14 protein-coding genes are annotated in these 23,879 nt (G+C 59.6%); 5 read left to right on the forward strand and 9 right to left on the reverse strand.

The annotated features are described in order from the left end of the window. Positions 1-398 precede the first annotated feature (398 nt). From HB393_RS14650 to HB393_RS14680, 7 genes are all read right to left on the reverse strand, one after another. On the reverse strand, positions 399-836 hold the full coding sequence (locus tag HB393_RS14650; protein WP_255551140.1) for a CYCXC family (seleno)protein: 438 nt from the start codon (positions 834-836) through the stop codon (positions 399-401). Between the two features lie 446 nt (positions 837-1,282). After that, on the reverse strand, positions 1,283-1,564 hold the full coding sequence (locus tag HB393_RS14655; protein WP_213805916.1) for a 4a-hydroxytetrahydrobiopterin dehydratase: 282 nt from the start codon (positions 1,562-1,564) through the stop codon (positions 1,283-1,285). A 33-nt stretch (positions 1,565-1,597) separates the two neighbouring features. Beyond that, positions 1,598-2,707 carry an HD domain-containing phosphohydrolase gene (locus tag HB393_RS14660; protein ID WP_213805917.1) on the reverse strand — a complete coding sequence of 370 codons (1,110 nt, stop codon included), beginning with the start codon at positions 2,705-2,707 and terminating at the stop codon, positions 1,598-1,600. Positions 2,708-2,798: 91 nt separating this feature from the next. Continuing rightward, complete coding sequence (glmU, locus tag HB393_RS14665) at positions 2,799-4,211, reverse strand: bifunctional UDP-N-acetylglucosamine diphosphorylase/glucosamine-1-phosphate N-acetyltransferase GlmU (RefSeq protein WP_213805918.1); 1,413 nt, start codon at positions 4,209-4,211, stop codon at positions 2,799-2,801. 109 nt (positions 4,212-4,320) lie between these two features. Then, entirely contained in the window at positions 4,321-5,802 is a 1,482-nt protein-coding gene (locus HB393_RS14670; RefSeq protein ID WP_255551141.1) for a pitrilysin family protein, read from the reverse strand. Between the two features lie 8 nt (positions 5,803-5,810). Beyond that, on the reverse strand, positions 5,811-7,343 hold the full coding sequence (locus HB393_RS14675) for a pitrilysin family protein (protein WP_255551142.1): 1,533 nt from the start codon (positions 7,341-7,343) through the stop codon (positions 5,811-5,813). 103 nt (positions 7,344-7,446) lie between these two features. Beyond that, positions 7,447-8,067, reverse strand: a complete 621-nt coding sequence (locus tag HB393_RS14680; protein ID WP_213805919.1) for a hypothetical protein — start codon at positions 8,065-8,067, stop codon at positions 7,447-7,449. Between the two features lie 124 nt (positions 8,068-8,191). Here HB393_RS14680 and HB393_RS14685 point away from each other — a divergent pair, with 124 nt between their 5' ends. The 5 genes from HB393_RS14685 to HB393_RS14705 all read left to right on the forward strand — a co-directional run bounded on the left by HB393_RS14685 (position 8,192) and on the right by HB393_RS14705 (position 20,002). Continuing rightward, positions 8,192-10,660, forward strand: a complete 2,469-nt coding sequence (locus tag HB393_RS14685; RefSeq protein ID WP_213805920.1) for a 3-hydroxyacyl-CoA dehydrogenase/enoyl-CoA hydratase family protein — start codon at positions 8,192-8,194, stop codon at positions 10,658-10,660. 13 nt (positions 10,661-10,673) lie between these two features. Beyond that, positions 10,674-11,855 (forward strand): acetyl-CoA C-acyltransferase, encoded by a 1,182-nt coding sequence (locus tag HB393_RS14690; RefSeq protein WP_213805921.1) that lies wholly within the window; start codon positions 10,674-10,676, stop codon positions 11,853-11,855. 24 nt (positions 11,856-11,879) lie between these two features. After that, complete coding sequence (locus tag HB393_RS14695) at positions 11,880-13,673, forward strand: acyl-CoA dehydrogenase family protein (protein WP_213805922.1); 1,794 nt, start codon at positions 11,880-11,882, stop codon at positions 13,671-13,673. Between the two features lie 188 nt (positions 13,674-13,861). Beyond that, a complete protein-coding gene (locus tag HB393_RS14700) occupies positions 13,862-16,837 on the forward strand; it encodes an Ig-like domain repeat protein (RefSeq protein WP_213805923.1) in 2,976 nt (991 codons plus the stop codon). Positions 16,838-17,116: 279 nt separating this feature from the next. Next, complete coding sequence (locus HB393_RS14705; protein WP_213805924.1) at positions 17,117-20,002, forward strand: protease pro-enzyme activation domain-containing protein; 2,886 nt, start codon at positions 17,117-17,119, stop codon at positions 20,000-20,002. Positions 20,003-20,085: 83 nt separating this feature from the next. Here HB393_RS14705 and ppk1 read toward each other — a convergent pair whose 3' ends face one another. Both ppk1 and HB393_RS14715 read right to left on the reverse strand, forming a co-directional pair. Continuing rightward, positions 20,086-22,350 carry a polyphosphate kinase 1 gene (ppk1, locus tag HB393_RS14710; RefSeq protein ID WP_213805925.1) on the reverse strand — a complete coding sequence of 755 codons (2,265 nt, stop codon included), beginning with the start codon at positions 22,348-22,350 and terminating at the stop codon, positions 20,086-20,088. 94 nt (positions 22,351-22,444) lie between these two features. Next, positions 22,445-23,857 carry an L-fucose/L-arabinose isomerase family protein gene (locus HB393_RS14715; RefSeq protein ID WP_213805926.1) on the reverse strand — a complete coding sequence of 471 codons (1,413 nt, stop codon included), beginning with the start codon at positions 23,855-23,857 and terminating at the stop codon, positions 22,445-22,447. Positions 23,858-23,879: the final 22 nt, after the last annotated feature.

Below are 23,879 nucleotides of genomic sequence, written 5' to 3' on the forward strand. Positions count from 1 at the left end.
GCCATTTTCCCTTCTCCTTCTATTTTATTAAATTGACCATAACTTAAGTGCCACTTGTATCTCGTTGATTGGGATGGGGTTTGGTTGATTTGGGGCTTGACAGGGTGTTTTTCGGGTAAATTCTCGGATAATCGTTGTAACTGATTGTTGGGATTGGATTTAAGGGTTGGATGGATTTGGGTGTGTCTCTGCTTTTCGCACAAATGCCCATCTCGGCTAACGGAGGTGGGTAGATGGATCGTTTTTAGTTCAACCTGAGAGATGAGGCTCGGATAAGAAGGCGGTCGGGCTTTGCCCGATACCCCACCCTATTTGCGATGAGACTGCAAAAAGGGTGGGGCACCCGTTTTTGTGGCTCTTCTTTGCGTTGGGATGGTCGAGCGGGATCTCTCTATGGGTTAGAGGGTGGTGGCTTCCAGGTCGATTGTTTGCCACTCGCCGCGCTCGATGGCTGTGCGGATCTGGGCGGGGGTTTTGCCCTTTTTGGTCTGTTCGTAAGCGAAGATCGCTTCTTTCATGCAGGTGGAGCAGGTGGCTCCGTGGGTGCCTTCGAAGCAGCTATGCAGGCTGTTGTGGCCCATCGCTCGATCGCAGTGGCAGTAGCAGGGCTGCTGGTGGAGCACGGCGGGGATCTTTTCGGCGAGCTTGTAGGCGGCGACCTGGTAGGGGTGAGAGAAGTACTCGCCGGTTAGCTGCGAGCCGGAGAGGATGGGTTTCATCGGCTTGATCGGAGGGCGGGCGTTGTAGGCGGGGATGTCCAGGGCAGGGTCGGCCCACTGGGCCGAGGCGGCCATCGTTATCAGTCCAAGCGCGAGACTTCCGAGGATTCGCTTCATGTTTTTCATCATAAATCGTCCGGTTCCAGAGTGCATTCGAAGGTTGGGAAGAGTTTTCTGAGGAAGCTTTGCGCGCATGTGGCCATAAAAAGCAAAAAAAAAGGCGGCATGCACGGTGCTTTGTACATGCCGGGAGGCCAGTGACGCAACTTATGTCAGCATGGGGGTGAATGATGATTACCCCGTCTTCCTGCTGAAAAATTTCACGGGCGGATTTTCACGCTCACGTTGTTGAAATAATAACACGTCTTTGCAAGACGATGTCTATTCCCTCTGCTAAATATCTCGCCACTCTTTAGTAAACAAATGCGGCTCAACAATCAGATGCGGTGGGAGCCGTTAGAGATGTACTGAATTGGGCGTGATTCTTGCTCCGGAAGAGCCGCTGTGTGCGTTCCATTTTGGAATTCGTCCCGCTTCGATTCGCGAATTTATTTTAGCTCGGCTCAGGCGAACTCTTTGCTGATGCGTTTTGCCATGCGGGCGTCGCGACCGGTGATGCCGCCCGCGTCGTGGGAGATGAGTCCCAGGCGCACCTGGTTGTAGCGTATGTCGATATCGGGGTGGTGTCCCATTTCCTCGGCGACGGCGGCGATTCGGTTTACGAATAGCATCGCGGCTACGAAGTCCTTGAAGGTCCAGTTACGGATGAGCTTTCCGTCCACAAGCTGCCATGTGGGCTCTTGTGCGAGCAACTCCTGCAGTGCGGTCTCGGTCATCTTCGACATGGAATGAACTCCTATGCCTAGGGATGCTAGCCTCTAGTGCGCGGGGTGCGCAACTGCAGGCCGGCAGAGCCGATCCGATATGGCTGAGGGGGAGAGGCGCTCGATCTCTTCGCGGAGTTCGGACCATGATTCCAGCGGGATCTGGAGGAATACGTCGACGATTTTGGGGTCGAACTGGGTTCCGGAGTTCCGCACGATCTCGTTCCGGGCCACCTCAAAGCTGGTGCTCTTGCGATAGGGCCGGTCGGAGGTCATTGCGTCGAGTGTGTCCGCGATGGCGAAGATGCGAGCTCCGAGTGGGATCTGATGTCCGCTGAGGCCGCGTGGATAGCCGGAGCCGTCGAAGCGCTCCTGGTGGGAGTAGACGATCTCGGAGGCGTCCTTGAGGAAGGGGATCTTGGATACGATCTCGTAGCCATGCCGGCAGTGTTCGCGCATGATGGCCATCTCTTCGGGCTCGAGCTTGCCGGGCTTCAGCAAGATGCTGTCGGGGATGGCGATCTTGCCGAAGTCGTGGAGGAAGGCTCCCCTGGCGATGAGCTTGAGTTCTTCGCCAGCGACGCCCATGGCGCGCGCGATGGCGATGGTATAGGCCGTGACGCGCTTGGAGTGGCCTTCGGTCTGTTCGTCGCGCAGGTCGAGCGCGTTGCCCATGGCTTCGAGCGTGGTGTCGTAGCTGCGCTCCAGCTCTTCCATGGTGGACTGGAGTTGCGCGGTGCGAGAGGTGACGATGTCCTCAAGGCTATTCAGATAGGCCACGTTCTGCTTCAACAGGCGACCGCGTTCCATCGCACGGTGTACTACGGTCTCCAGTTGTGTGCGCGCGAATGGCTTGAGGAGGTAGTCGATAGCACCGCCACGAAAGGCGTTGGTGGCCATGTGGATGTCTTGTACCGCGGTGACCATTACGACCGGAGTTCCAGGATGATCGACTCCGATACGGTGGAGCAGAGCGAGACCGTCGGTGCCGGACATCATGATGTCGGCGAGGACAAGATCATATTCGGGGCCTTCCTGAAGGCGCATGAGCGCTTCCTCGGCACCGCTGGCGAGGGTGGTCGAATAGCCGCTCTGTTCGAGGAGCGTGGCCACGATACTTCGGACAGCCTCTTCGTCGTCGACTACTAAAATGCGCTGCGGCATGGTGAGAAAGGCTCCGGGCTAGTACCTGTTTGGCGGGCGGAAGCTGAGGATTGATTTGCGTCGGTAGAGATGCTCTGTTTTCGTAGCACGATTACTCCTTACGGGCGGCGCTTTTTGCGTCTGCCCAACCGGGCTTTGTTACCTGACGGCTTCGTCCCAGGGCCAGTGCGCCAGCAGGAACGTCCTCGGTGATGCAACTGCCGGCTGCGACGTAGGAGCCGGTTTGAATCGTCACCGGGGCGACGAGGGTGGAGTCCGAACCAATGAAGACCCCGTCACCAATGGTGGTCAGATGCTTGTTGATGCCATCGTAGTTGCAGGTGATTGCGCCGGCACCAATATTAACACCGTCTCCGATGATGGCGTCACCGAGATAGTTAAGGTGATTCGCCTTGGAGCCCTTTCCTAAGGTGACCTTTTTGGTCTCGACGAAGTTGCCAACGTGCGCGCCTTCGCCGATGCGGCTTTCGGGGCGCAGGTGCGCATAAGGCCCTAGAACCGCATCGTTACTGACTTCCGCGCTGTCCAAGATGCAGCCGTTGCGGACCAGAACACGGTCTCCGAGGATGGTGTTCTGCACGACAGAGTAGGAGCGCACGCGGCTCTCGCTGCCGATGTGTGTTGTACCTAACAGTTGCACGTAGGGCTCGATGACGGTGTCCGCGCCGATGGTTACCTGGGCGTCGATGACGCAGGTCTCGGGGCGGAAGATGGTGACGCCCTGGGCCATGAGGCGACGCGCGGTGGCGAGACGCATGGCGGCGTCGAGGTGCATCATCTCGGCGATGGTGTTTGCGCCGAGGACCTCGTCGACGCTGTCGGCCTTGACGGCGACGACGCGCTTTCCATCGGCTACGAGCATGGCGGCGACGTCGGTGAGGTAGTACTCGCCGTGGGCGTTGTCGGTGGAGAGGAGGTCGAGTTTATTGAAGAGCTGCTGCGTCTCGAAGCAGTAGATGCCGGAGTTGATCTCGGGTGCGCTGAGTTGCTCGGGCTGGAGGGACTTCTGTTCCACGATGGCGGTGACTTCGGGGCCATCGTCGCGTAGCCGCAGGACGCGGCCGTAGCCGGTGGGATCGGTGGGGACGGCGGTGAGGATGGTCATCGCGGCATGCTCGGCGAGGTGGAGGTCGCAGATGGCGGTGATCGTCTCGGGACGGATCAGCGGGACGTCGCCGGAGAGTACGAGGAGATGCTTCGGGACGGCGGTGCCGGTGATGGCGAAGTAGGCCTTAACCATCCGCAGGGCGTGGCCGGTGCCGCGCTGCTCCTCCTGCATGACGAACCGTACGCCGGTGGGTTCGACGGCGGCCTTCACTCGGTCGGCTTCGTGACCGACGATGCAGTAGATTCGATCCGCAGGAACTACCTTGCGAGCGGCGGCGATGACGTGCAGGAGGAGTGCCTGTCCGCCGATCTCGTGCAGGACCTTCGGACGCTTACTTTTGAGCCGCGTGCCCTTGCCCGCTGCCATGATTGCAATTGCAAAGCCGGTCTCTTCCATGGTCGCTATCTTCTCACGCCTGAGGGGCGAAGGTGACTGCCGATTGGGTGCAGGAAGGTACATCCCAAAGCAAAAGGGCAGGGAATAAACCCTGCCCTTCTCTTTGAGGCTATTGGCTGGCTCTGCCGGGCGGTGGGGGAATGGTGATGTCCAGCGTGGTCACTTTGCCCAGCTTGGATAAGGGCGGAGTCAACTCGGACTCGTTGCCTACGACTACGATTGCGAGCTTCGAGGGGACGATGTATTTGTTGGCGACGCGGGAGACGTCGGCTGCGGTGACCTTCTCGATACCTTCCTTATATTTTTCCAGGAAGTCGGTTGGGTATCCGTAGAAGGCGAGGGTGACTTGTTCGTTCAGGGTCTTGTCGCGTGAGTCGTAATTAAAGATGAAGGAGTTGAGGACTTGCTCTTTTGCGTTGCGCAGCTCGTCGGCAGTGGGAGGGACGGTCTTGAGGCGTCCGATCTCGTCGAGCATGGCTTGGGTTGTGGCGACGGTGTTCGTGCTCTTGGTGCCGGCGCCGACGCGGAACATGCCGGGATGGTCGTAGGCTGAGCCGTAGCTGCCGCCGACGCTGTAGGCCAGGCCGAGTTTGGTGCGGACGCTCTGCGTAAGGCGCGAGCCGAAGCCGCCGGAGAAGATCTCGTTCATGACATTGAGGGCGTAGTAGTCGGGGTTGCTGCGTTCGGTGCCGAGGCCGACGATGAAGACGTTGGACTGGTTGATGTCGGTCTTATTGACGAAGTAGACGCCGGGGGTGGGGCCGAGGAATTCGGATTTGGAGGTCTCGAAGGGCGTGCCCTTTTGGAGAGGCTCGAAGGTCTTGCGCAGGGTGGCTTCCATGGTCGCGCCATCGAAGTCGCCGGAGACGGCGAGGATGATGTTGTTGGGGACGACGGTGCGATCATGCCAGGACTTCAGGTCGTCGAGGGTTACGGCTTCGATGGTGGCGTACTCGGCGTGGCGGGCGTAGGGGCTGTTCTTGCCGTAGACGACTTGTGCGGCTTCGCGTCCTGCGATGCCGTTGGCGTCGTCGTTGCGGCGGGCGATTCCGGCTTCCATCTGACGCTTGGCGAGCTGCAGCTTGTCTTTGCTGAAGGCCGGATGCAAGAGGAGGTCGACGGCGGTGGCGAAGACGGAGTCGAAGTCACCCTTGAGGCTGTTCCAGCTGAGGGAGGTGGATGCGCTGCCGCCGCCGGTCTCGAGGCCTGCGGCTTTGGCTTCGAGGCGGTCGTCGAGGATGTCGCCGTTGGTGGCTGCTGTTCCGCTGGTGCGCCAGGTCTGACCGTAGAGGCCTACGAGGCCGACCTTGTCTGCGGGCTCGTCGCGGCTGCCGCCGCGGATGAGGATGCTTCCGCTGATGAAGGGGAGCTCGTGGTCTTCCTGAAGGAAGATCACCATGCCGTTGGACAGTTGGATGCGGCGTGGCTGGACGGGTTTGAAGGCGTGGAGCGGAGGGATGGGAATCTTCTTCCAGGATTGTTCTACTACAGGTTTTGTGGTGGCTGGCTTGGCGGGCTTTTCGGCGGTCTGGGCGAAGGCTATCTGGCCGCTTAGCAGCAATCCCATGGCGAGGAGTTCAAAGTTTTTCAAGGAGGTTCTCATTCCGCACCCCCAGCGCTCTTGGGTGTCTTCGGTTGGGCGTCCGCGAATTCGATTCGCGTGCTGGTCCGGTTGGCTGGGACGAATGTCTGGTTTGCTACGCGCCTTACGTCGGCCTTACTCACGGCGTCCACCTTCTTGAGTTGGTTGAACAACTCGCGCCAGTCGCCGAAGCGGGTCTGGTACTCGGCGAGTTGATGGGCGAGGCCCTCGTTGTCGGCGAGGCCACGAAGCAGATCGGCCTTGGTACGGGTCTTGTAGCGGGCCAGTTCTTCGTCGGTGATGTCCTCTGTCTTGAGGCGTTCGAGCTCTTTCTGGATCGCGACTCGCATCTCTTCAGGGGTGTGGCCGGGTAAGGGGACCGCGTAGAAGGCGAAGAGGCCAGGATACTTTACTCCGGGAAAGCCGCTGAAGCCTTCAGCAGCAGCGGCGATGCGCTGGTCGCGGACGAGGCTGCGGTAGAGGCGGGCGGTACGGCCGTTCGAGAAGATATCGGTGATGGCGTCGTAGACGGAGTCGTCGGGGTCGCGATAGTCGGGGCGGTGGTAGCCCTCGATGTAGAAGGGCTGGCTCTGCTCGGTGATGACGACGGACTTTTCGGCGAACTGCTTGGGCTCGATGGTGGTCATCGGCTCGGGCTTGGGGCCCGCGGGGATCGCCGAGAAGTATTTGGTCAGGACGGGCATGGCTTCGCTGGCCTTGAGGTCGCCGACGACTGCGACGACGATGTTTGCGGGTACGTAGTACTTCTTGTGGAAGGCTTCGGCCTCGGTGGCGGTGACCTGGCTGATCTCGCTCTCCCAGCCGACGCCGCTGCGTCCGTAGGGGTGAGCGACGTAGGCGGTGGCGAGGAACTGCTCGACCATGCGGCCGATGGGGGCGGAGTCGATGCGCATGCGGCGCTCTTCCTGTACCACGTCGCGCTCCTTGTAGAACTCGCGCTCGACCGGGTGGCCGATGCGGCCGCTCTCAAGGTAGGCCCAGAGTTCGAGACGATTGGACGGCATGCTCCAGAAGTATTGGGTGGAGTCTTCGCTGGTGGAGGCGTTCAGGTTGACTGCGCCGTTCTCCTCGGCGATCTCGGAGAACTGGTTGGGCACGACGTACTTGCCTGCTGCTTCTACTGCTTCGTCGAAGGTCTTTTTGAGTGAGGCAAGCTTGGCTGGATCCTGGCCGACGAGCTTGCGCTGCTCGCCGTTGTAGGCGGCGTAGGCGATCTCTACCTTGGCCAGCGCGACCTTCTCGGCGGGGAAGTTGGTGGTGCCTACCTCGTTGGTGCCTTTGAAGGCCATGTGCTCGAACATGTGGGCGAGGCCGCTGTCGCCCTGAGGGTCGTCCGCGGAGCCAGCGTCCACCAAGGTATAGAAGCTGAAGACAGGAGCTTCAGGGCGCTCGCACACGATCAGCGTCAGACCGTTGGGAAGCACCTTGACCGTGGTTCGCTTCTCAAAACTGGCCAGATCCTGCGCCGTCACAGAGACCGCCGCAAGACTCAAGGCAATCAAACAAGGAATTACACGAAATAGCCGCAATCGACTTCCCTCCACACAGAGCCTTAACAATAACGGATTCTCGTCTGGTGCGCTGCTTTGTCCTGAGCGGCACGAAAAGAGACCGGTCTTTCTGGGACGCGGTTCAGCGCCAAAGGTCGCGCAGACGGCGGACGAGCCTTGCCCACCAGCTCTCCGCTTCGGCCTTGATGGTAGTGACGACGGCAGCGAGGAACTGCCCGCGAGTCCAGGTGTTGCGTTCTGCACTGGGGCCCTGGCGGGTGCATTCCGCGGCGGCTCGCACCCAGTTTCCTTGTTCCACGGCTGCAATCAGGTGCGGATAGCCGGAGAGTAGCGCCGCGGGTCCGAGGTTATACGCCATGTCCAGCAGGGCCAGTTTTACGGCATCGGGAAACTGGTCGTAGCCGTGCAATGCGGTCTGGAGCCTGGTTTCAAACTGACGTAGTACGTTGAGGAGCTTGGTATCGATGGTCTCCTCGCCCAGTTGAGGGGATTCGGGTATTCGGTAATATGCAGCGGTTTTGCCTTCGACCATGGCGGTTACACGGGCAAAGTCGGCCCTGATCTCCGCAGCGGTGGCTGCCCGTCCGGAGAGGGTAAAGGGAAGGGCGAGGGCGGCTTCGACGTTCGGCAGCATCAGCCCGACCCCTACCGTGACCTTGCCTACGGTGTCGCGATACATCCATGGGACACTGCCCTCGAAGTGCTTCAACTTGGTTAGCGATTGCTCAAGATATGTCGCCATAAAGCTCAACGTAGCACGGAAGAGATGACTTGAGGAGGATTCACCAATCATTAACTTGACGAAATGAATAACCATTCAGTAGGCTTCTGGACGTTCAGAAGAATCGTCCGCCGGGGTTCGCAAGATGCCACCCAGCACCACTTCCAGACCGTCCAGAACGTCGAGGCAGATCCGCAAGGTGGCTGTGCTGGGAGCCGGAACGATGGGCTCGAGGATTGCTGCGCACATCGCTAATTCTGGAGTGCCGGTGGTTCTGCTGGATATGGTTCCGCTGGGAGTGGCGTCCGATGCGCCTCGCGCGGAGCGGAACAGATTTGTCCTGGCAGCGCTCGAGGGGTTAAAGAGATCCAAACCTGCCGCTTTCTATACTCCCGACGCGGTCAGGCTGCTGACTCCGGGCAACTTCGAGGACGATCTGGCGTTGATCGGAGATTGCGACTGGACCATCGAGGTGGTCGCTGAGGATCTGGATATCAAGCGAGCTCTGCTCGATAGAGTTCAGAAGCATCGCCGTCCGGGTTCTATCCTGACCACGAATACCAGCGGCCTGCCTGTGCACAAGATTGTTGAAGGCAGGCCGGACGAGATTCGGCATCACTGGTTCGGCACGCATTTTTTCAATCCGCCGCGCTATATGCGGCTGCTGGAGATCATCTCTACTCCGGATAGCGATGCGGCGGACGTCGCGCTGATTGCGCAGTTTTGCGACCGGCGGCTGGGTAAGGCGATTGTGTACTCGCACGATACGCCGAACTTCATTGCCAATCGCATCGGCACCTTTACCCTGACGAACGCCGTACGCCTGATGGTGGAGCAAGGCCTAACGGTGGAAGAGGTGGACGCGCTAACGGGCTCTGCCCTGGGCTGGCCGAAGACGGCGACCTTTCGGCTCGCCGATATGGTGGGGATCGATATTCTGGCGCATGTTACGAAGAATTTTGCTGCGCAGGCAGAGCAGATAGGCGATGAGCGCGCCGAAGTGAGGTTGCCTGCCTTTATTGGGCAGATGCTCGATAAAGGGTGGCTTGGCGACAAGTCGAAGCAGGGTTTCTATAAGAAGGAAGGCAAGGACGAGCAGGGGCGCGAGGTTCGCCAAGTGCTGGACTGGCAGACGCTGGAGTATAAGCCCAGCGTGCGGCCGAAGTTTCCCGCTCTGGAGATGGCGAAGAACATCGACTCGACAGCGACGCGCATTCCGCAGATGCTCCATGCCGATACGCAGGGCGATAAGGCTGCGGCCTTCTACTGGCCTCTGTTGACGGAGCTGTTCACGTATGCGGCGAACCGGATTCCTGAGATTGCCGACAACATCGTCGAGATCGATACGGCGATGAAGACAGGCTTCAACTGGGAGCTTGGCCCCTTCGAGATGATGGATGCGGCGGGTGTTCGGACGACGACGGAGAAGATGCGGGCTGCTGGAGCGCCTGTATCGGCGAACGTTGAAGCGCTTCTGTCAGCGGGGGAGAGCTGGTACCAGGACGACTCCACTACGCCTAGTGGACGCCGGTACTTCGATCCGGGTACGCGGAGCTATCAACCTGTGCCTGCCGTAGTGGGTGTGACATCACTTGCCTTGATGAAGAAGACGCATTGTGTGGTGAGGAAGAACCCTGGCGCGTCGGTGATCGACCTGGGCGATGGTGTTGCCGCGATTGAGCTTCACTCCAAGATGAATGCGCTGGGGGAGGACATCGTCTCTCTGATCACGCAGACGCTGAGGCCGACGAGTGAGCAGGTGGCGAACTTTGAAGCCTTCGTGATTACTGGTGATTCGGTGAACTTCTCGGTGGGCGCGAACCTGATGCAGTTGCTGCTTGCTGTGCAAGAGGAGGAGTGGGACGAGGTCGACCTGATGGTTCGGGGTTTCCAGAACATGACGCAGGCGATCAAGTTTTGCCCCAGGCCGGTGGTGGTTGCTCCGTATGGGATGTGTCTGGGGGGAGGCGTTGAGATTGCGATTCATGCCGCAGCCCGGCAGGTGCATGCTGAGCTCTATATGGGGCTGGTTGAGGCTGGTGTCGGCTTGATTCCTGCCGGAGGAGGCTGCAAGGAGATGGTGCTGCGCTCGATTGCAGCGGGCTCGAGCATTCGGCCGGACACGCGGGGCGAAGGGGTGGAGAGCTTCGAGGCGTTGAAGAAGAACTTCGAGACGATTGCGATGGCCAAGGTTTCTACCTCCGCGGTAGAGGCTCGGGGCTTTGGATTTCTTTGTGCAGGTGATGCGATTACGATGAACCGCGAACGGCTGGTGACGGATGCCAAGCATAAGGCTCGCGATCTGGCCGATGGAGGTTACTCCGCGCCGGTTGTGCGAGCGGATATTGCTGCGCCGGGTGAGTCGGTGCTCGCCACGTTGAAGCTGGCGGTGTGGACGATGCGCGAGGGGCAGTACATCTCCGACCATGACGCCAAGATTGCCGACAGGATTGCGCATGTGTTGTGTGGAGGCAAGGTTACCGCCGGCACGCTGGTCAGCGAGCGATATCTGCTGGATCTGGAGCGCGAGGCGTTTCTGTCGCTTTGCGGAGAGAAGAAGACACAGGAACGGATTGCTTTCACGCTGAAGACGGGTAAACCTTTGCGGAATTAGAAGGGCTGCATCCATGAGAGACGTCGTTATTGCATCCGTTGTTCGTACTGCTGTTGGCAAGGCGCCACGAGGGAGGCTTCGGACGACGCGTCCTGACGATCTTGCGGCGGTCGCGATCAATGGAGCGCTTGCGCGTCTGCAGCAGCTCGACCGGGCGGAGGTGGAGGACGTAATCCTGGGCTGCGCCATGCCGGAGGCGGAGCAGGGAATGAACGTCGCCCGCATCGCCAGCTTGCGGGCGGGGCTGCCGGTTACGACGTCTGCGATGACGATCAACCGCTACTGCGCTTCGGGTCTTCAGTCGATCGCACTTGCGGCGGACCGCATTCGTGGGGGCGGGGCAGAGGTCATCCTCGCGGGGGGCACGGAGAGTATGTCGTATGTGCCGATGGGTGGTAATAAGATCTCGGTGAATCCATGGCTGGTGGAGAACCATCCCTGTAGCTATATGTCGATGGGGCTGACCGCGGAGCGTGTGGCGGCTCACTATGGCATCTCGAGAGAGCAGCAGGACCAGTTCTCCTATGAGTCGCACCAGAAGGCGCTGGCTGCGATCGCGGAGGGTAAGTTCGAGGATGAGATTGTGCCGGTTCCTGTTACAAGGACCACCGTTGAAGGAGAGGATCGGGCAAAGTCTTTGGAGTCGATCTTCGAGGAGGATGAGGGACCTCGGAGGGATACTTCTCTGGATGCGTTGGCGAAGCTCAAGGCTGTCTTTCATGCCAAGGGGACGGTGACAGCGGGGAACTCTTCGCAGAACTCAGACGGTGCGGCGGTTGCGGTGGTGATGTCTGCCGAGCGGGCTGCGCAGCTTGGGATTCCGGCGATGGCGAAGTTTGTCGCGTTTGCCTATGCGGGCTGCGAGCCGGAGGAGATGGGGATTGGGCCGGTGTATGCGATTCCCAAGGCGCTGAAGCTTGCGGGTCTTACGCTGGACCAAATTGATCTGTTCGAGCTGAATGAGGCCTTTGCCGCGCAGTCGCTTGCTGTGCTGAAGGTGCTGGGGATCGATCCGGCCAAGGTGAATGTCAATGGAGGAGCTATCGCTCTTGGGCATCCGCTGGGGTGCACGGGGGCGAAGCTTACGGCGACTCTGCTACGCGAGATGCCTCGCCGCAAGGCGAGGTATGGGATGGTGACGATGTGCGTGGGTGGGGGGATGGGCGCAGCGGGGATCTTCGAGGCTATTCACTAAAGTTCAGAAGTCAGGAGCCACACCATGGCAACACTCATCGCACCGACCGCTGCTCTTCGGATTGCAGGCGGCAGTTTTCTCATCAGCAATCCTAGCCCTGCGGATTGTTTCTTTCCAGAGGACTTTACGCAGGAGCATCGCCAGATCGCGCAGACTACGGCTGACTTTGCGATGCATGAGGTCGTTCCTAACTCCGATGCGATTGAGGCGAAGGACTTCTCCGTTACGCGGCGTTTGATCAAGGAGGCCGCGGGGCTGGGTCTTACTGCGGCGGATATTCCGGAGGAGTATGGCGGCATGGAGATGGACAAGGCGAGCTCTGCGATTATTGCGGAGAATATCTCCAAGCAGGGGAGCTTTTCGGTGTCGTTCTCTGCGCACACTGGTATTGGGACTCTGCCGCTGGTCTGGTATGGCACTGAGAAGCAGAAGCTGAGATATCTTCCCAAGCTGGCGGATGGCAGCTACGTGGGAGCGTATGCGCTCTCGGAGTCTTCTTCGGGGTCGGACGCTGTGAATGCGAGCACGCGGGCGGTGCTCTCGGCCGATGGGACGAGCTACACCTTGAACGGCGAGAAGATGTGGATCACGAATGGTGGGTTCGCGGATATCTTCACCGTCTTTGCGAAGTGCCTGGTGACGGAAGGCAAGGATGCGGGGAAGGAGAGGCTCACGGCCTTCCTGGTGGAGAAGGGCACGCCTGGCTTCACTCCTGGCAAGGAGGAGCATAAGCTCGGCATTCGTGGGAGCTCTACTACTCCGCTGATCTTTCGTGATTGCAAGATTCCTGTGGGCAATCTGCTTGGCGAGGTTGGGAAGGGGCATCATATTGCCTTCAATATTCTGAATGTGGGACGTTATAAGTTGGGCAATGCAGCCATTGGTGCGGCGCGTGGGGCGTTCAATAACGGGCTGCGCTATGCGAAGGATCGCAAGGCGTTTGGAAGATCTATCTGCGAGTTTGGGTTGATTCAAGAGAAGCTGGCCAATATGGCGATCGGGGTGTTTGTCGGTGAGGCGGTGTGCTATCGAACGGTTGGGCTTATCGACGCAGCGCTGACGGGTGTGGAGAAGGACGACACGAGAGAGATTCAGAGGCGCATCGAGGACTACGCGGTGGAGTGTTCGATTGTGAAGGTGTGGGCCTCGGAGATGCTCGACATGGTCGTAGATGAGAATCTTCAGATCTTTGCAGGTTACGGTTACGTCGAGGAGTATCCGGCGGAGCGAGCCTACCGCGATTCGCGTATCAACCGCATTTTTGAGGGGACGAACGAGATTAATCGGCTGATTATTACGGGATGGATGATGAAGTCTGCGATGTCTGGCAAGCTGGCTTTAATACCCGCTATCAAGAGTCTGATGGATGAGGTGATGGCTGGTCCTATCCTCAAGGAGGATCTGGATGGCGCGTTGGCGGGGGCGTTTCATCTGCTGGCTGCGGCGAAGAAGCTTACCCTCTTTGCTGCTGGAGGGGCTACGCAGAGATACATGACCAAGATCGCCGATGAGCAGGAGGTGATGGGCACTCTTGCGGATATGATCATCGAGGTCTTTGCTATGGAGTCGGCTGTTTTGCGGGCGGAGAAGATGGGCGGGGATGTTCCGGTGGCTATGGCTCGCGTCTATGCGGCTACAGCTTTTGAGAGGACCGAGTTGGCTGCGCGCAAGATTATTGCGGCGGTGGCTGAGGGGGATATGCTGCGGACGCAGGCGGCGATTCTGCGACGACTCTCGAAGCACGATGGGGAGGATACTATCGCGCTTCGCCGGCAGGTTGCACGGCACTTTATCGAGGCAGGGAAGTATTCGCTTTAGGGAGATATCTCTTCGTTCGGCCTCTGCGAGGCTTGCTTTGTAAGGAACCATCCCACAAAAGCACCAGCCACAGTACCTCTAAAGAATGGCGTTTCGTATTGCCTTTTAGGTATCGCTCTGTAACCATCGTGCTCATACCTATGTCGATTTTGCAGTCTCTTCTCCGCGGACACCGGAAGCTTCCGTCCTTGGCGATCCTGCTCTGTTTGCTGTCCGCGCTGCTCATCTGTTCTCCGGGTTCTCTCCAGGCACAACGATCTGTCGTTGCGGCCCGTGCTTTTGCTGTCTCGACTCTTGATAGTGACGCTATTACCGATGCCGGGCCGTTGCCTGCCTCGCAGTCTGTCGCTGTGACGCTTCGGATTGCGCTCACGCCGGAGCGTGCTGCCGCGCTCGATGAGTTACTCGCGAGCCAGACGACTCGCACTTCGAACCGGTATCACAAGTGGATTACGCCGCAGGAGTTTGCCGCTGATTATGGGGCTACGGACGAGCAACTGGTGAGTCTTACGGCGTGGGCGCAGACGCAGGGGCTTGCCGTTGCGTCGGTGTCGTCTGCGAAGACTCGAGTGACGCTCTCCGGGACGGCGGATCAGGTGCAGCGTGCTTTTGCCGCTTCGTTACATCGCTATGTGGTCGCTGGGAAGTTACATTTTTCTAACTCCTCCGCGCCTTCTCTGCCGGTCTCCGTTGCGCCGATGATTGCGAGTGTCTCGGGTCTGGACGATCTTCCCACTGTGCCGACGAGCTTGATCGCCGCTTCAATGAATGGAGCTTCGGCGCTAGTGATTGCGGCCGACTCCGATCCCTTATCGACGGCTGCTGCTGCGATTGACGCGAATGCATCGCCTCTTCTCAGCCTTGCGATGGCCTCCTGCTCGATGGATTTATCTTCCGCCGATGTAGACGCCTATCATGCGCTCTTTCGCCAGGCGAGCGCGCAGGGGATTACGGTTCTTGCTACGGACACTTGCACGTCGGGAGACGCTACTACGGGACAGCCGGGCTTGTTGATGAGCCTTCCGGAGGTTACGGCGCTGAACGCGAGCGCTGCCGCCGCTCCGGATGCAAGTCTTGCACTGGAAGAGGGACGTCCGGAGTGGCAGGTGGCTGCCGGCCTGCCGCAGGATACGCTGCGCCATCAGCCGGATCTCACTGTCGGCTCGGTTGCCGGGCTTACCCAGACGCTGACGACTCTATTCCGTGAGACGGGCAGCCGGCAGGGAAACATCAACTCTATCCTCTACTCGTTGGCTACCACGCCGGGTCTCTACACGCAGCCGGACGCGGCTGCCGCGGGGACATGGGAGCCTGCTACGGGGCTCGGGGTGGTCGACCTGGGGGTGCTGGCGAAGGTCTTTCCGCGCGCTACCGGATCGTTCGAGACGACCACCACGCTCACTTCGAGCAGCTATACGCTGACCTCTGGGCAGTCTGTGATCCTTACCGCGAAGGTACTGGCTCCGGTGTATACGAACGCCAGTCCGACGGGGACGGTGACCTTTACCTCCGCGACGCAGGGGACTCTTGGCAGCGCCACGATTGACGGTACGGGCACGGCTACCTTGAACCTCAGCACGGTGCTTAACGTTGGAACCTACTCGGTTACGGCGACCTACGAAGGCGACACGAACTATGCCTCCAGCAGCAACGCCAGCGCAGTGATCCTTGCGGTCAGCGCCGCCAATGGAACCATCGCCGCCAGCATCTCTCCCGGTGTAAATGTGCCTTATGGCAGCATCGCTACGGTCGTCGCCACGGTTACACTTACCGGCGCCAGTGTTCCTCCGACGGGGGCGGTGACGGCCTCGGTCCAGGGCGTCGCTGGGGGTGTCTACAGTGCGACCATGACAGCGAGCTCGGGTGGCAATAGCGGGACTGCCAATATCGTTGTGGCTGCACCGCTACCTGGAACCTATACGGTTCAGGTGACGTGTGTGGGGAACTCCAACTTTGTCTGCCAGACACCGGTCAATCTCTCTCTTGTGACGGTCAAGGGGAAGAGCGTTGTCAATGTCACGGCTACGCCGGCTGTTCCTCTAGCCGGTCAACCGGTCACCCTCACGGCGAATATCTCCTCCGCGGGAAACGGTCCGGGGCCTTATAGCTTCACTGGCACGATGACCTTCTACGATAACGGCAAGGTGATTAGCGCTGTGGACGTCGGCTCCAACCGGGCTACGGCCAGTGCCATCCTTGCTGGAAATATCTCGCATAGCATCGTTGCCACCTACGACGGTGACGCGAGCTGGGCCGGGAGCACCTCTACTCCGCTGGCAGTCACGCCTACCCTGCTTTTGTCGACGCTTTCGCTCACTTCGAACGTCTCCAGCGCCCTTGCCGGAGTGAATATCATCTTTACGGCTACCGTCTTTACTGCAGCGACGAATGCTGTGGTCCCCACCGGGACGGTCAGCTTTTACGATACTTATGGCGCGAACATGGTCCAGTTGGGTGGACTTACCGGGGCGGTTGGTCTTACCCCCAACGGTCCCAACCAGTGGATCGCCCGGTTTACCACTACCGGCCTGCTTGGCGGGACTCACGCTGTTAACGCGGTCTATAGCGGAGATGCCAACTTCGCAGCCGTGACCTCCGCCACTTTGCCACTGACCCTGGCCGACTACACCGTGACGATGGTTCCCCAGACGCTGACCTTGAAGGCTGGACAGGGTGGTCAGGCGGTGATGTTAGTGGGTCTGTTGGGGGGATTCAACGGCACGGTCAGCTTTGGCTGCACCCCTCCTGCTGGGACGGAGATCACTTGCGCTTTCAGCCCAGCGTCGCTACAGGGGGGAGGCTCGACCACCATGACCCTTACGACGACCGCCGCGAAGGCTAAACCGGTCCAGCAGGCTGGTGCGAGAGGTGGGGGAGTTCCGTGGTCTCTAGGGGCGGGGTCAGCGCTTGCGTTCCTACTCTGCTTTGGGCTGCCCCGCCGGCGCCGGGCCCTGCCGCTCCTCCTGACTGCTTTCGTGGTGGTGTTGCTCTTACCCGGTCTTGGCTGCGGGGATGGCGTTAATGCGCCAGCCGGCTCCACTACGGCCACTCCGGGCGATCCCGGTACACCACTGGGCACGCAGGTCTTCAATATCACTACCGCAGGTAGCGACGGGGTGAACACGGTACGCCATACCTACCAGTACCAAGTCACGATCCAATAGTGCATCCAGTGAGGTCCCAAGATGTCATTTTCCTATTCTGGATTTTGTAACCGATCCATCAACAAGACTATTCCTGTCCAATCGCAACCTTTTTTCCAGTTTCAGGTCTAATGAGACAACTTTGTAATTGAGACAAGTTTGTAACACTCGATTTGAAAAAGCACGTCTCACGAGTCGGAATGTTTTGTTCCAAAGATTCGTAACAAACTTGCTTCGGGCCACTTGCGTCCTGCCCGAGGTCTGCGACTCCACTTTTCAGTAAGGCAGGAAACACTCCCCATGCTTCGACGCTTGTCGTTTCGTCCAGTCCTCGCCACACTTTTGCTTCTTGCCGCCCCCTTTACCTTTGCCGCCGTTCAAAACCGGATCTCCTCGGTGGGAAGCTCCAAAGTCGCCTTACAGCATACGATTCCACCCCGGGCCCTTACGGGAGGCGATCTTGGCGCGGCTCCAGCCGACCGTCTGCTCGATTCCATGATGCTGACCTTTAGCAGGACCGATGCCCAACAGGCTGCGTTGAACCAGCTTCTGATCGATCTTCAGAACCCCAGCTCTTCCCGATATAAAGAGTGGGTCACCCCAGAGCAGTTCGGCGCTCAGTTTGGGCTCAGCGCCGCCGATCTTGCCAAGGTGTCTGCCTGGCTCACCTCACAGGGCTTCACGGTGACGGGGACGTCCCGTAGCTCGAACTTCATCTCCTTCAAGGGGACCGTCGCTCAGGCCCAGACGGCCTTCGGGACTACGATTCACAGCCTGATGGTCGACGGCGAACAGCATATCTCGAATATGACCGATCCAGTGCTTCCCACGGGCATCGCGGCTGTCGTCACCGATGTCGTGGGATTGAACGACCTTAAGCTCAAGTCTCGCGCGCGCACACGGGTAGTGACACCCGAGGCCGCCGACACGACAGGACTGCAGCCGAAGTTTACCTCCTCGGTCTCTGGAAGCCATTACATCGCCCCAGGGGACTTCTACACGATCTACGACGTAAAGCCGCTTTTGACGAGCTCGATTAACGGAGCGGGTGTCACGGTCGCGATCGTAGGACAGACGAATATCGCCACGGCAGATGTTACCGCGTTTCGTACTGCGTCGGGCCTGGGTGGATACTGTTTTGCGACCCTTACGACTGGGCAGACGATCTCGCAGAACTCCTGTACGGGGCAGGCTCTTCCGATCTTTGCCACTAAACTCTATGGAACTAGCCCGGGCACCTCGACGCCAGACGTGCCCGAGGCGATGCTCGACGTGGAGTGGGCGGGTGCGGTCGCTCCTGGCGCCAATATTATCTACGTCAACTCGACCGATGTTTTCACGTCGTTGATCAGCGGGATCAGCGATAATCTGGCACCGATCTTTTCGATCAGCTACGGCAACTGCGAGGGCGCTCTGGGGACGTCTCTTATGACGACCATGAACCAATACTTCCAGCAAGCCAACGCCCAGGGATTGACGGTCGTCGGTCCTACGGGAGATGCGGGCGCGACCGATTGCGATGCAGGCAACTATCCGGCCGTGGCTGGCTTGGCCGTGGACTTTCCCGCCAGCTCGCCCTACGTCACCGCGGCGGGTGGCTCGATGTTTATCGCGGCCGATAGCGCTTTCTGGAGCACAACGAACAACACTAACGGCGGCTCGGCGTTGAGCTATATCCCCGAGATGGTCTGGAACGAATCCAGCGCCGCTAACGGTCTGGGTGCGGGCGGAGGCGGTGCGAGCTCCTTCTTCAGCAAACCTTACTGGCAGATCGGCGCTACCGTTCCGCAGGATTCCGCTCGTGATACTCCGGATATCTCGCTCAACTCGGCCTCTGGTCACGACGGCTCGCTCTACTGCTCCTCGGGCTCCTGCGTCACCGGCTTCCGGGCAGCGGACGGGCAATCCCTCTCGGTAGTGGGCGGAACTTCGGTTGCCACGCCTTCTTTTGCCGGCATCCTGGCCCTGGTCGAGCAGAAGATCGGAGCTCGCATCGGCAACGCCGGGCCGGTTCTTTATGCGCTGGCGAACAGCAGTTCCAGCGCTACGGTCTTCCACGACATCACGAGCGGAAATAACAGCAGCGCCTGCACTGCCGGAACTCAGAACTGCCCCACGGGTGGCACGATCGGTTATAGCGCCGGCACTGGTTACGATCAGGCGACAGGTTGGGGTTCGGTCGACGCCTTCAACCTTGCCAACAACTGGAAGGTTGTCACTCCTATCAGCGCGACCGCCGGCGCCGGTCAGGGGATTAGTGTTACGACCCTCTCTACCGCCAATCCCGTGTGCGGGACTGCAGCGAACATCGTTCTTGCCGTGAAGGTTGCCGGGACGTCGGCGACCGTTCCGACCGGAACCGTACAGATCTTCGTCGACGGCGTGGCGAATGGCTCTCCGGTCGCCCTCTCCGGAGGGACGGCCAGCTACACTTTGGCGACCTCTGGTTTGGCTTCGGGTGGTCATACTGTCTCGGCGGTCTACTCGGGCGATAGTGTGTATGCCGGATCGAAGGCATCGCTGCTTGGCCCAGCGGATTCGGAGGCTGCGGGATTGCTTGGCGGGATCGATGTGGTCTCCGCGACTAAGCCTGATTTTTCCTTTACCCCTTGCGTAGCTTCCACGACGGTCGCGTCGGGCGGGACTGCTCCCGCCGTGGTCTTCACGATTGCACCGGTCAATGGATTCACGGGAACGGTTACCTTGAGTGCATCGACGGCTGACTCCGACCTGGCGGCTGGATATACGTTTTCAGTCTCCCCGGTCGTCGTCAGTTCGGGCACCAGCGCCACGACTAACTTTGTACTAACCGCCTTTGCATCGACTGCCGGTGGTTTCTCGAAGCAAGTGAACTCTACGAAGCAGATTTCTCATCCTGCTCCGTGGTATGTGGCGGGCTCTGGAGCGGCTCTGGCTTCGGCACTGCTTCTTGTGTTGCCGCGTCGCCGGCGCTGGGGGGCTCTGTTAGCGGCAGTGCTTTCGGTGGCGGCCTTCGGAGCGCTCGGCTGCGGTTCGGGGGCGGTCAGTGCTCCTGGTACGGGCACGGGTGGCACGGGTACGGGGACCGGGACTGGTGGGGTGACAAACGCTACGGCGGGGACTTACACCATTCGGGTTACTGCCTCCTCGACCACTGCTACAGGGACTGTCGTCCACAGCGCGAATGTAACCTTCAAGGTGCAGTAGTCGTTACAACGAAAGAGGCCGAGCCATTTGGCTCGGCCTGCTTCGTTTAAGAACGTTTCTTCTCTCCAAAGGGTTTTGTAAGGCTATTCGACGTTGGCTGCTTCGATGGCGTCCGCCGTCTCTGCCTCATCATCGATCTTCGCCGGCAGCTTTGGCTTTTTAGAAGCAGATTTGGGGACGGTTCGGGCAACTGTTACCGCGCTGGCTTCGGTACCTGTGGCTACGGCCATCAGGAACTCCTGCGAGCTGAACGGTGCGCCGGTTTGGGGGGCGCGTACGTACTCTCCGTTTGGCCGTAGCAGCCGGGCCTTGGTGTTGTCCTTCAGATATGCGCCCAGGATCTCGTGACGCAGCCGCTTCGCCAGCTCTGGTTGTTTCACCGGGAAGACGACCTCGCAGCGCTCGACGAGGTTGCGCGGCATCCAATCTGCGCTGCCACAGTAGACCTCCTCGTCGCCTCCGTTGTAGAAGCTGAAGATGCGGCTATGCTCGAGGAAGCGGCCTACGATGCTTCGCACGCGGATCCGTTCGCTGAGCCCCTTGACCCCGGGCCGCAACGAGCACATTCCGCGAATGATCAGATCGATCTCCACCCCGGCCTGCGAGGCTTCGTAGAGAGCCTCTACGACCCTGCGGTCCAGCAGACCGTTCATCTTGGCGACGATTGCGGCCGGCTTGCCTGCACGGGCGTGAGTTGCTTCGCGTTCGATCAACTTAAATAGGCCATCCAGCAGAGTCAATGGCGCGACCATTAGAGGACTGTAGGAGCCGGTATCTGTCTCGGCGGTAAGGTAGTTGAAGACGCGATGCGCGGCGGCGGTGAGCTCGGGCCGCGAGGTCATCAGGCTGATATCGGTGTAGAAGCGGGCGGTCACAGGGTTGTAGTTGCCGGTGCCGAGATGAGCGTATCTACGTAGCACGCCGTCTGGATCGCGGCGTACCAGCAGAGCCAGTTTGCAGTGCGTCTTCAGGCCAAAGATGCCGTGGAAGACCCCCACTCCGGCGTCCTCCAGCTCGCGTGCCCACCGGATGTTCGAGTCTTCGTCGAAGCGCGCCATCAGCTCTACTACTACTGTCACTTCCTTGCTTTGGCCTGCCTCGATCAGAGCGCGGAAGATCGGCGAATCCTTGCTGGTCCGGTAGAGAGTCTGGCGCATCGAGATCACTGCGGGATCGACAGCCGCTGCTTCAATGAAGTCTTCGACTGCTTTGTAGGAGTCGAATGGGTGGTGCAGCAGCACGTCCTTCTTGCGCAACTCTTCAAAGAGATCGGCGGACTTGGTTTCCAACTTGTATTCTTTGGCTACGAACGGCTCGTACTTCAGCTCCGGACGTTTGACCTCGGAGTACAAATTCATCAGGCGGGAGAGATTGACCGGACCGTTGGTCCGAAAGACCTGTGATGGCTCTAACTCGAAGTTGGTTCGCAGTCTTTCGACGATCTCCTCGGTGGCCGAACTCTCGATCTCCAGCCGCACGGCATCGCCCTTGCGGCGGTTATGCAGCTCGGCGCGGACGCTCTCGAGGACCGACCGCGACTCCTCCTCCTGCATGTAGAGGTTGCTGTTGCGCGTGACCCGGAACGCCGAGCGGGACATAATCTCGTAGCCGCGAAACATCCGCTCTAACTGCGACTCGATGAGTTCATGCAGGAAGATGAAGTCGCAGTGGCCCGTCTCGGATGGCAAGCACACCAGACGGGGCAGCGATCGAGGCACCGTAACTACTCCGAGGATCGTATTCGGCTTGGTGCCGGCGGTCGTCCTTCGTTTGTGGCGGAGCAGAAGCGCGATACAGAGTGCTTTGTTCAAGACCCGTGGAAAGGGATGGGATGGATCGATCGTGACCGGTGTCAGCAACGGATCGACCTCGTTCTCGAAGAACTTCAAGGCGTGCGTGTGGGCTGCATCGCCCAGTTCCTCCCAACGGAGGACACGGATCTTTTCCGCGGCCATGGCCGGCAGAAGCTGTTCGTTCCAGCAGCGGTACTGGGCTTCGACGAACGCCTCGATGAGTTCGCTCAGCCGGTCCAACCGCTCCTGAGGTCTCAGGCCGCCCTCGTCGAGGGGCTGGGCTTGATCGTAGCCGTCTTCGATGCGCTGCAGGAAGCTCGCCACCCGAATCTCGACGAACTCGTCGAGATTGCTGGCCGTAATGGCGAGGAACTTTACTCTCTCCAGCACTGGATTGGTCGGATCCTGTGCCTCTTCGAGGACGCGTTGATTGAAGCGAAGCCAGGATTCGTCCCGGCTGAAGAAGCGGTTCTCTACGATGGGCGCAGGATGCTGTTTAACAGCAGCTCTCTTCGCTGCGGAACGCTTTACGGGAGTGGCGCGTTTCACTGGCATAGGTAAACGAGACTACCTGCTCATTATGAATGACAGATGTAAGAGGCGGCCACCGGGATGGATGACCGCCTCTGATTAACTCTCACTTCATCCGCTATTTATGCCAGTGCATCTTCCAGCCCAGATACTTGGTGGCTGCCTCGTATACGGGCGCCGCGGTGGTCGAGAAGTTAGCCGCGACGTGGTGCTCGAAGCCGTTCTCGCAGATATAGCGCAGCAGCTCCTGCATCTTGGGGATCTCGACTACGCCCGCTCCGCCGAAGGTGTTCAGCGGATCGTTGGTGAAGGCTCCTTCTCCGACGTAACCGGTGATCTGCCCACCAAAGTCATCCGTCGAGAAGCGCGCATAGCTCATGGCGCCGGCCTTTACTGTTCCGTCGAGCGTGCCGTGCGTGTTCTCCTTGCCGACCGTTCCGGCGATGATCAACTGATAGTCCATCTTCACGCCTTCGTTGAAGAAGTGCTTCGGCAGGTTCGAGCAGTGAAAGCAGACCGCCTTGTCCGGGTTGTCGCCGTAGTTATTGTTCCAGTCGAGCAGCGCGGAGGGCGTCTCGCTGGCGAGGGTCAGGGCGTACATGCTGAGGGTGCCCAGGACGTCCACCTCGCAGGCCGAGGGAATCAGGTTCTCGCTCATCATGCTCATGACGGTGCAGGGAACGATGCCCAGGAACTCCTCGATCGAGGTCCAGCACTGCACCGCGCTCACGGTCAGTTCGCTGGCCTTCATCCAGTGGTCGATCACCGCTCCCAGCTTTGCCATCTTCATCAAAGCTGCTTCGGGGGTCTCGCCGACGGGGATGTACTTGCGAATGGCAGCGAGCTTCTCCTGCGCCGCATCGTCGTTGTCCTTCATGCGGCCGATCCGGCCCATTACTTCGCTCAGGTCCAGCGTCTCGACGGTGATGCCGCTTTTCTCCAGGAGCTTCTCGGAGTAGCGAACGGTGTTGAACGCCGTTGGACGAGCACCGATTGCGCCGATGCGCAGATTCTTCAGTCCGTCCACGACCCGGCAGACCGCTGAGAACCACTGCAGATCCGCCTTGAACTCTGGCGAGTCCGGCGCCTCAGTATGGAGCCGCGTCAACGAGTAGGGAATTCCATACTGCTTCAGGTTGTTACAGATGGACATCTTGCCGCAGAAGCTGTCGCGCCGGAACGCGATGCTCATCTTGCTGGCGTTATCCGGAGTGGCCTGGATCAAGACCGGCACCCGAAGATTGGCCAGCCGGAGCGCATCCGCAAGTCCACGCTCTTCGCCGAAGTTCGGCAGCGTGATGATGATGCCGTCGATTTCGGCTGCATGTGCCTTGAAGAGAGCCGCGCACTTCTTCGCGTCTTCGTAGGTCTCGACCGCTCCGTGCGCCGTCTCCTCCGGGGTCAGCACGATCGGTTTGATCCCTACTGCCTCCAACGCCGCAATCATCTCCAGTCTTCCACTGGTCGCCAGGTGGCTGGGAAAGAATCCACGGTTGCCAACAATTACGCCCATCGTCATCTGCTTTGCCATTTCGCTCCATCGCCCTGCGGGT

The sequence above is a fragment of the Granulicella sp. dw_53 genome (genome assembly GCF_018449545.1).
Lineage (GTDB): Bacteria > Acidobacteriota > Terriglobia > Terriglobales > Acidobacteriaceae > Edaphobacter.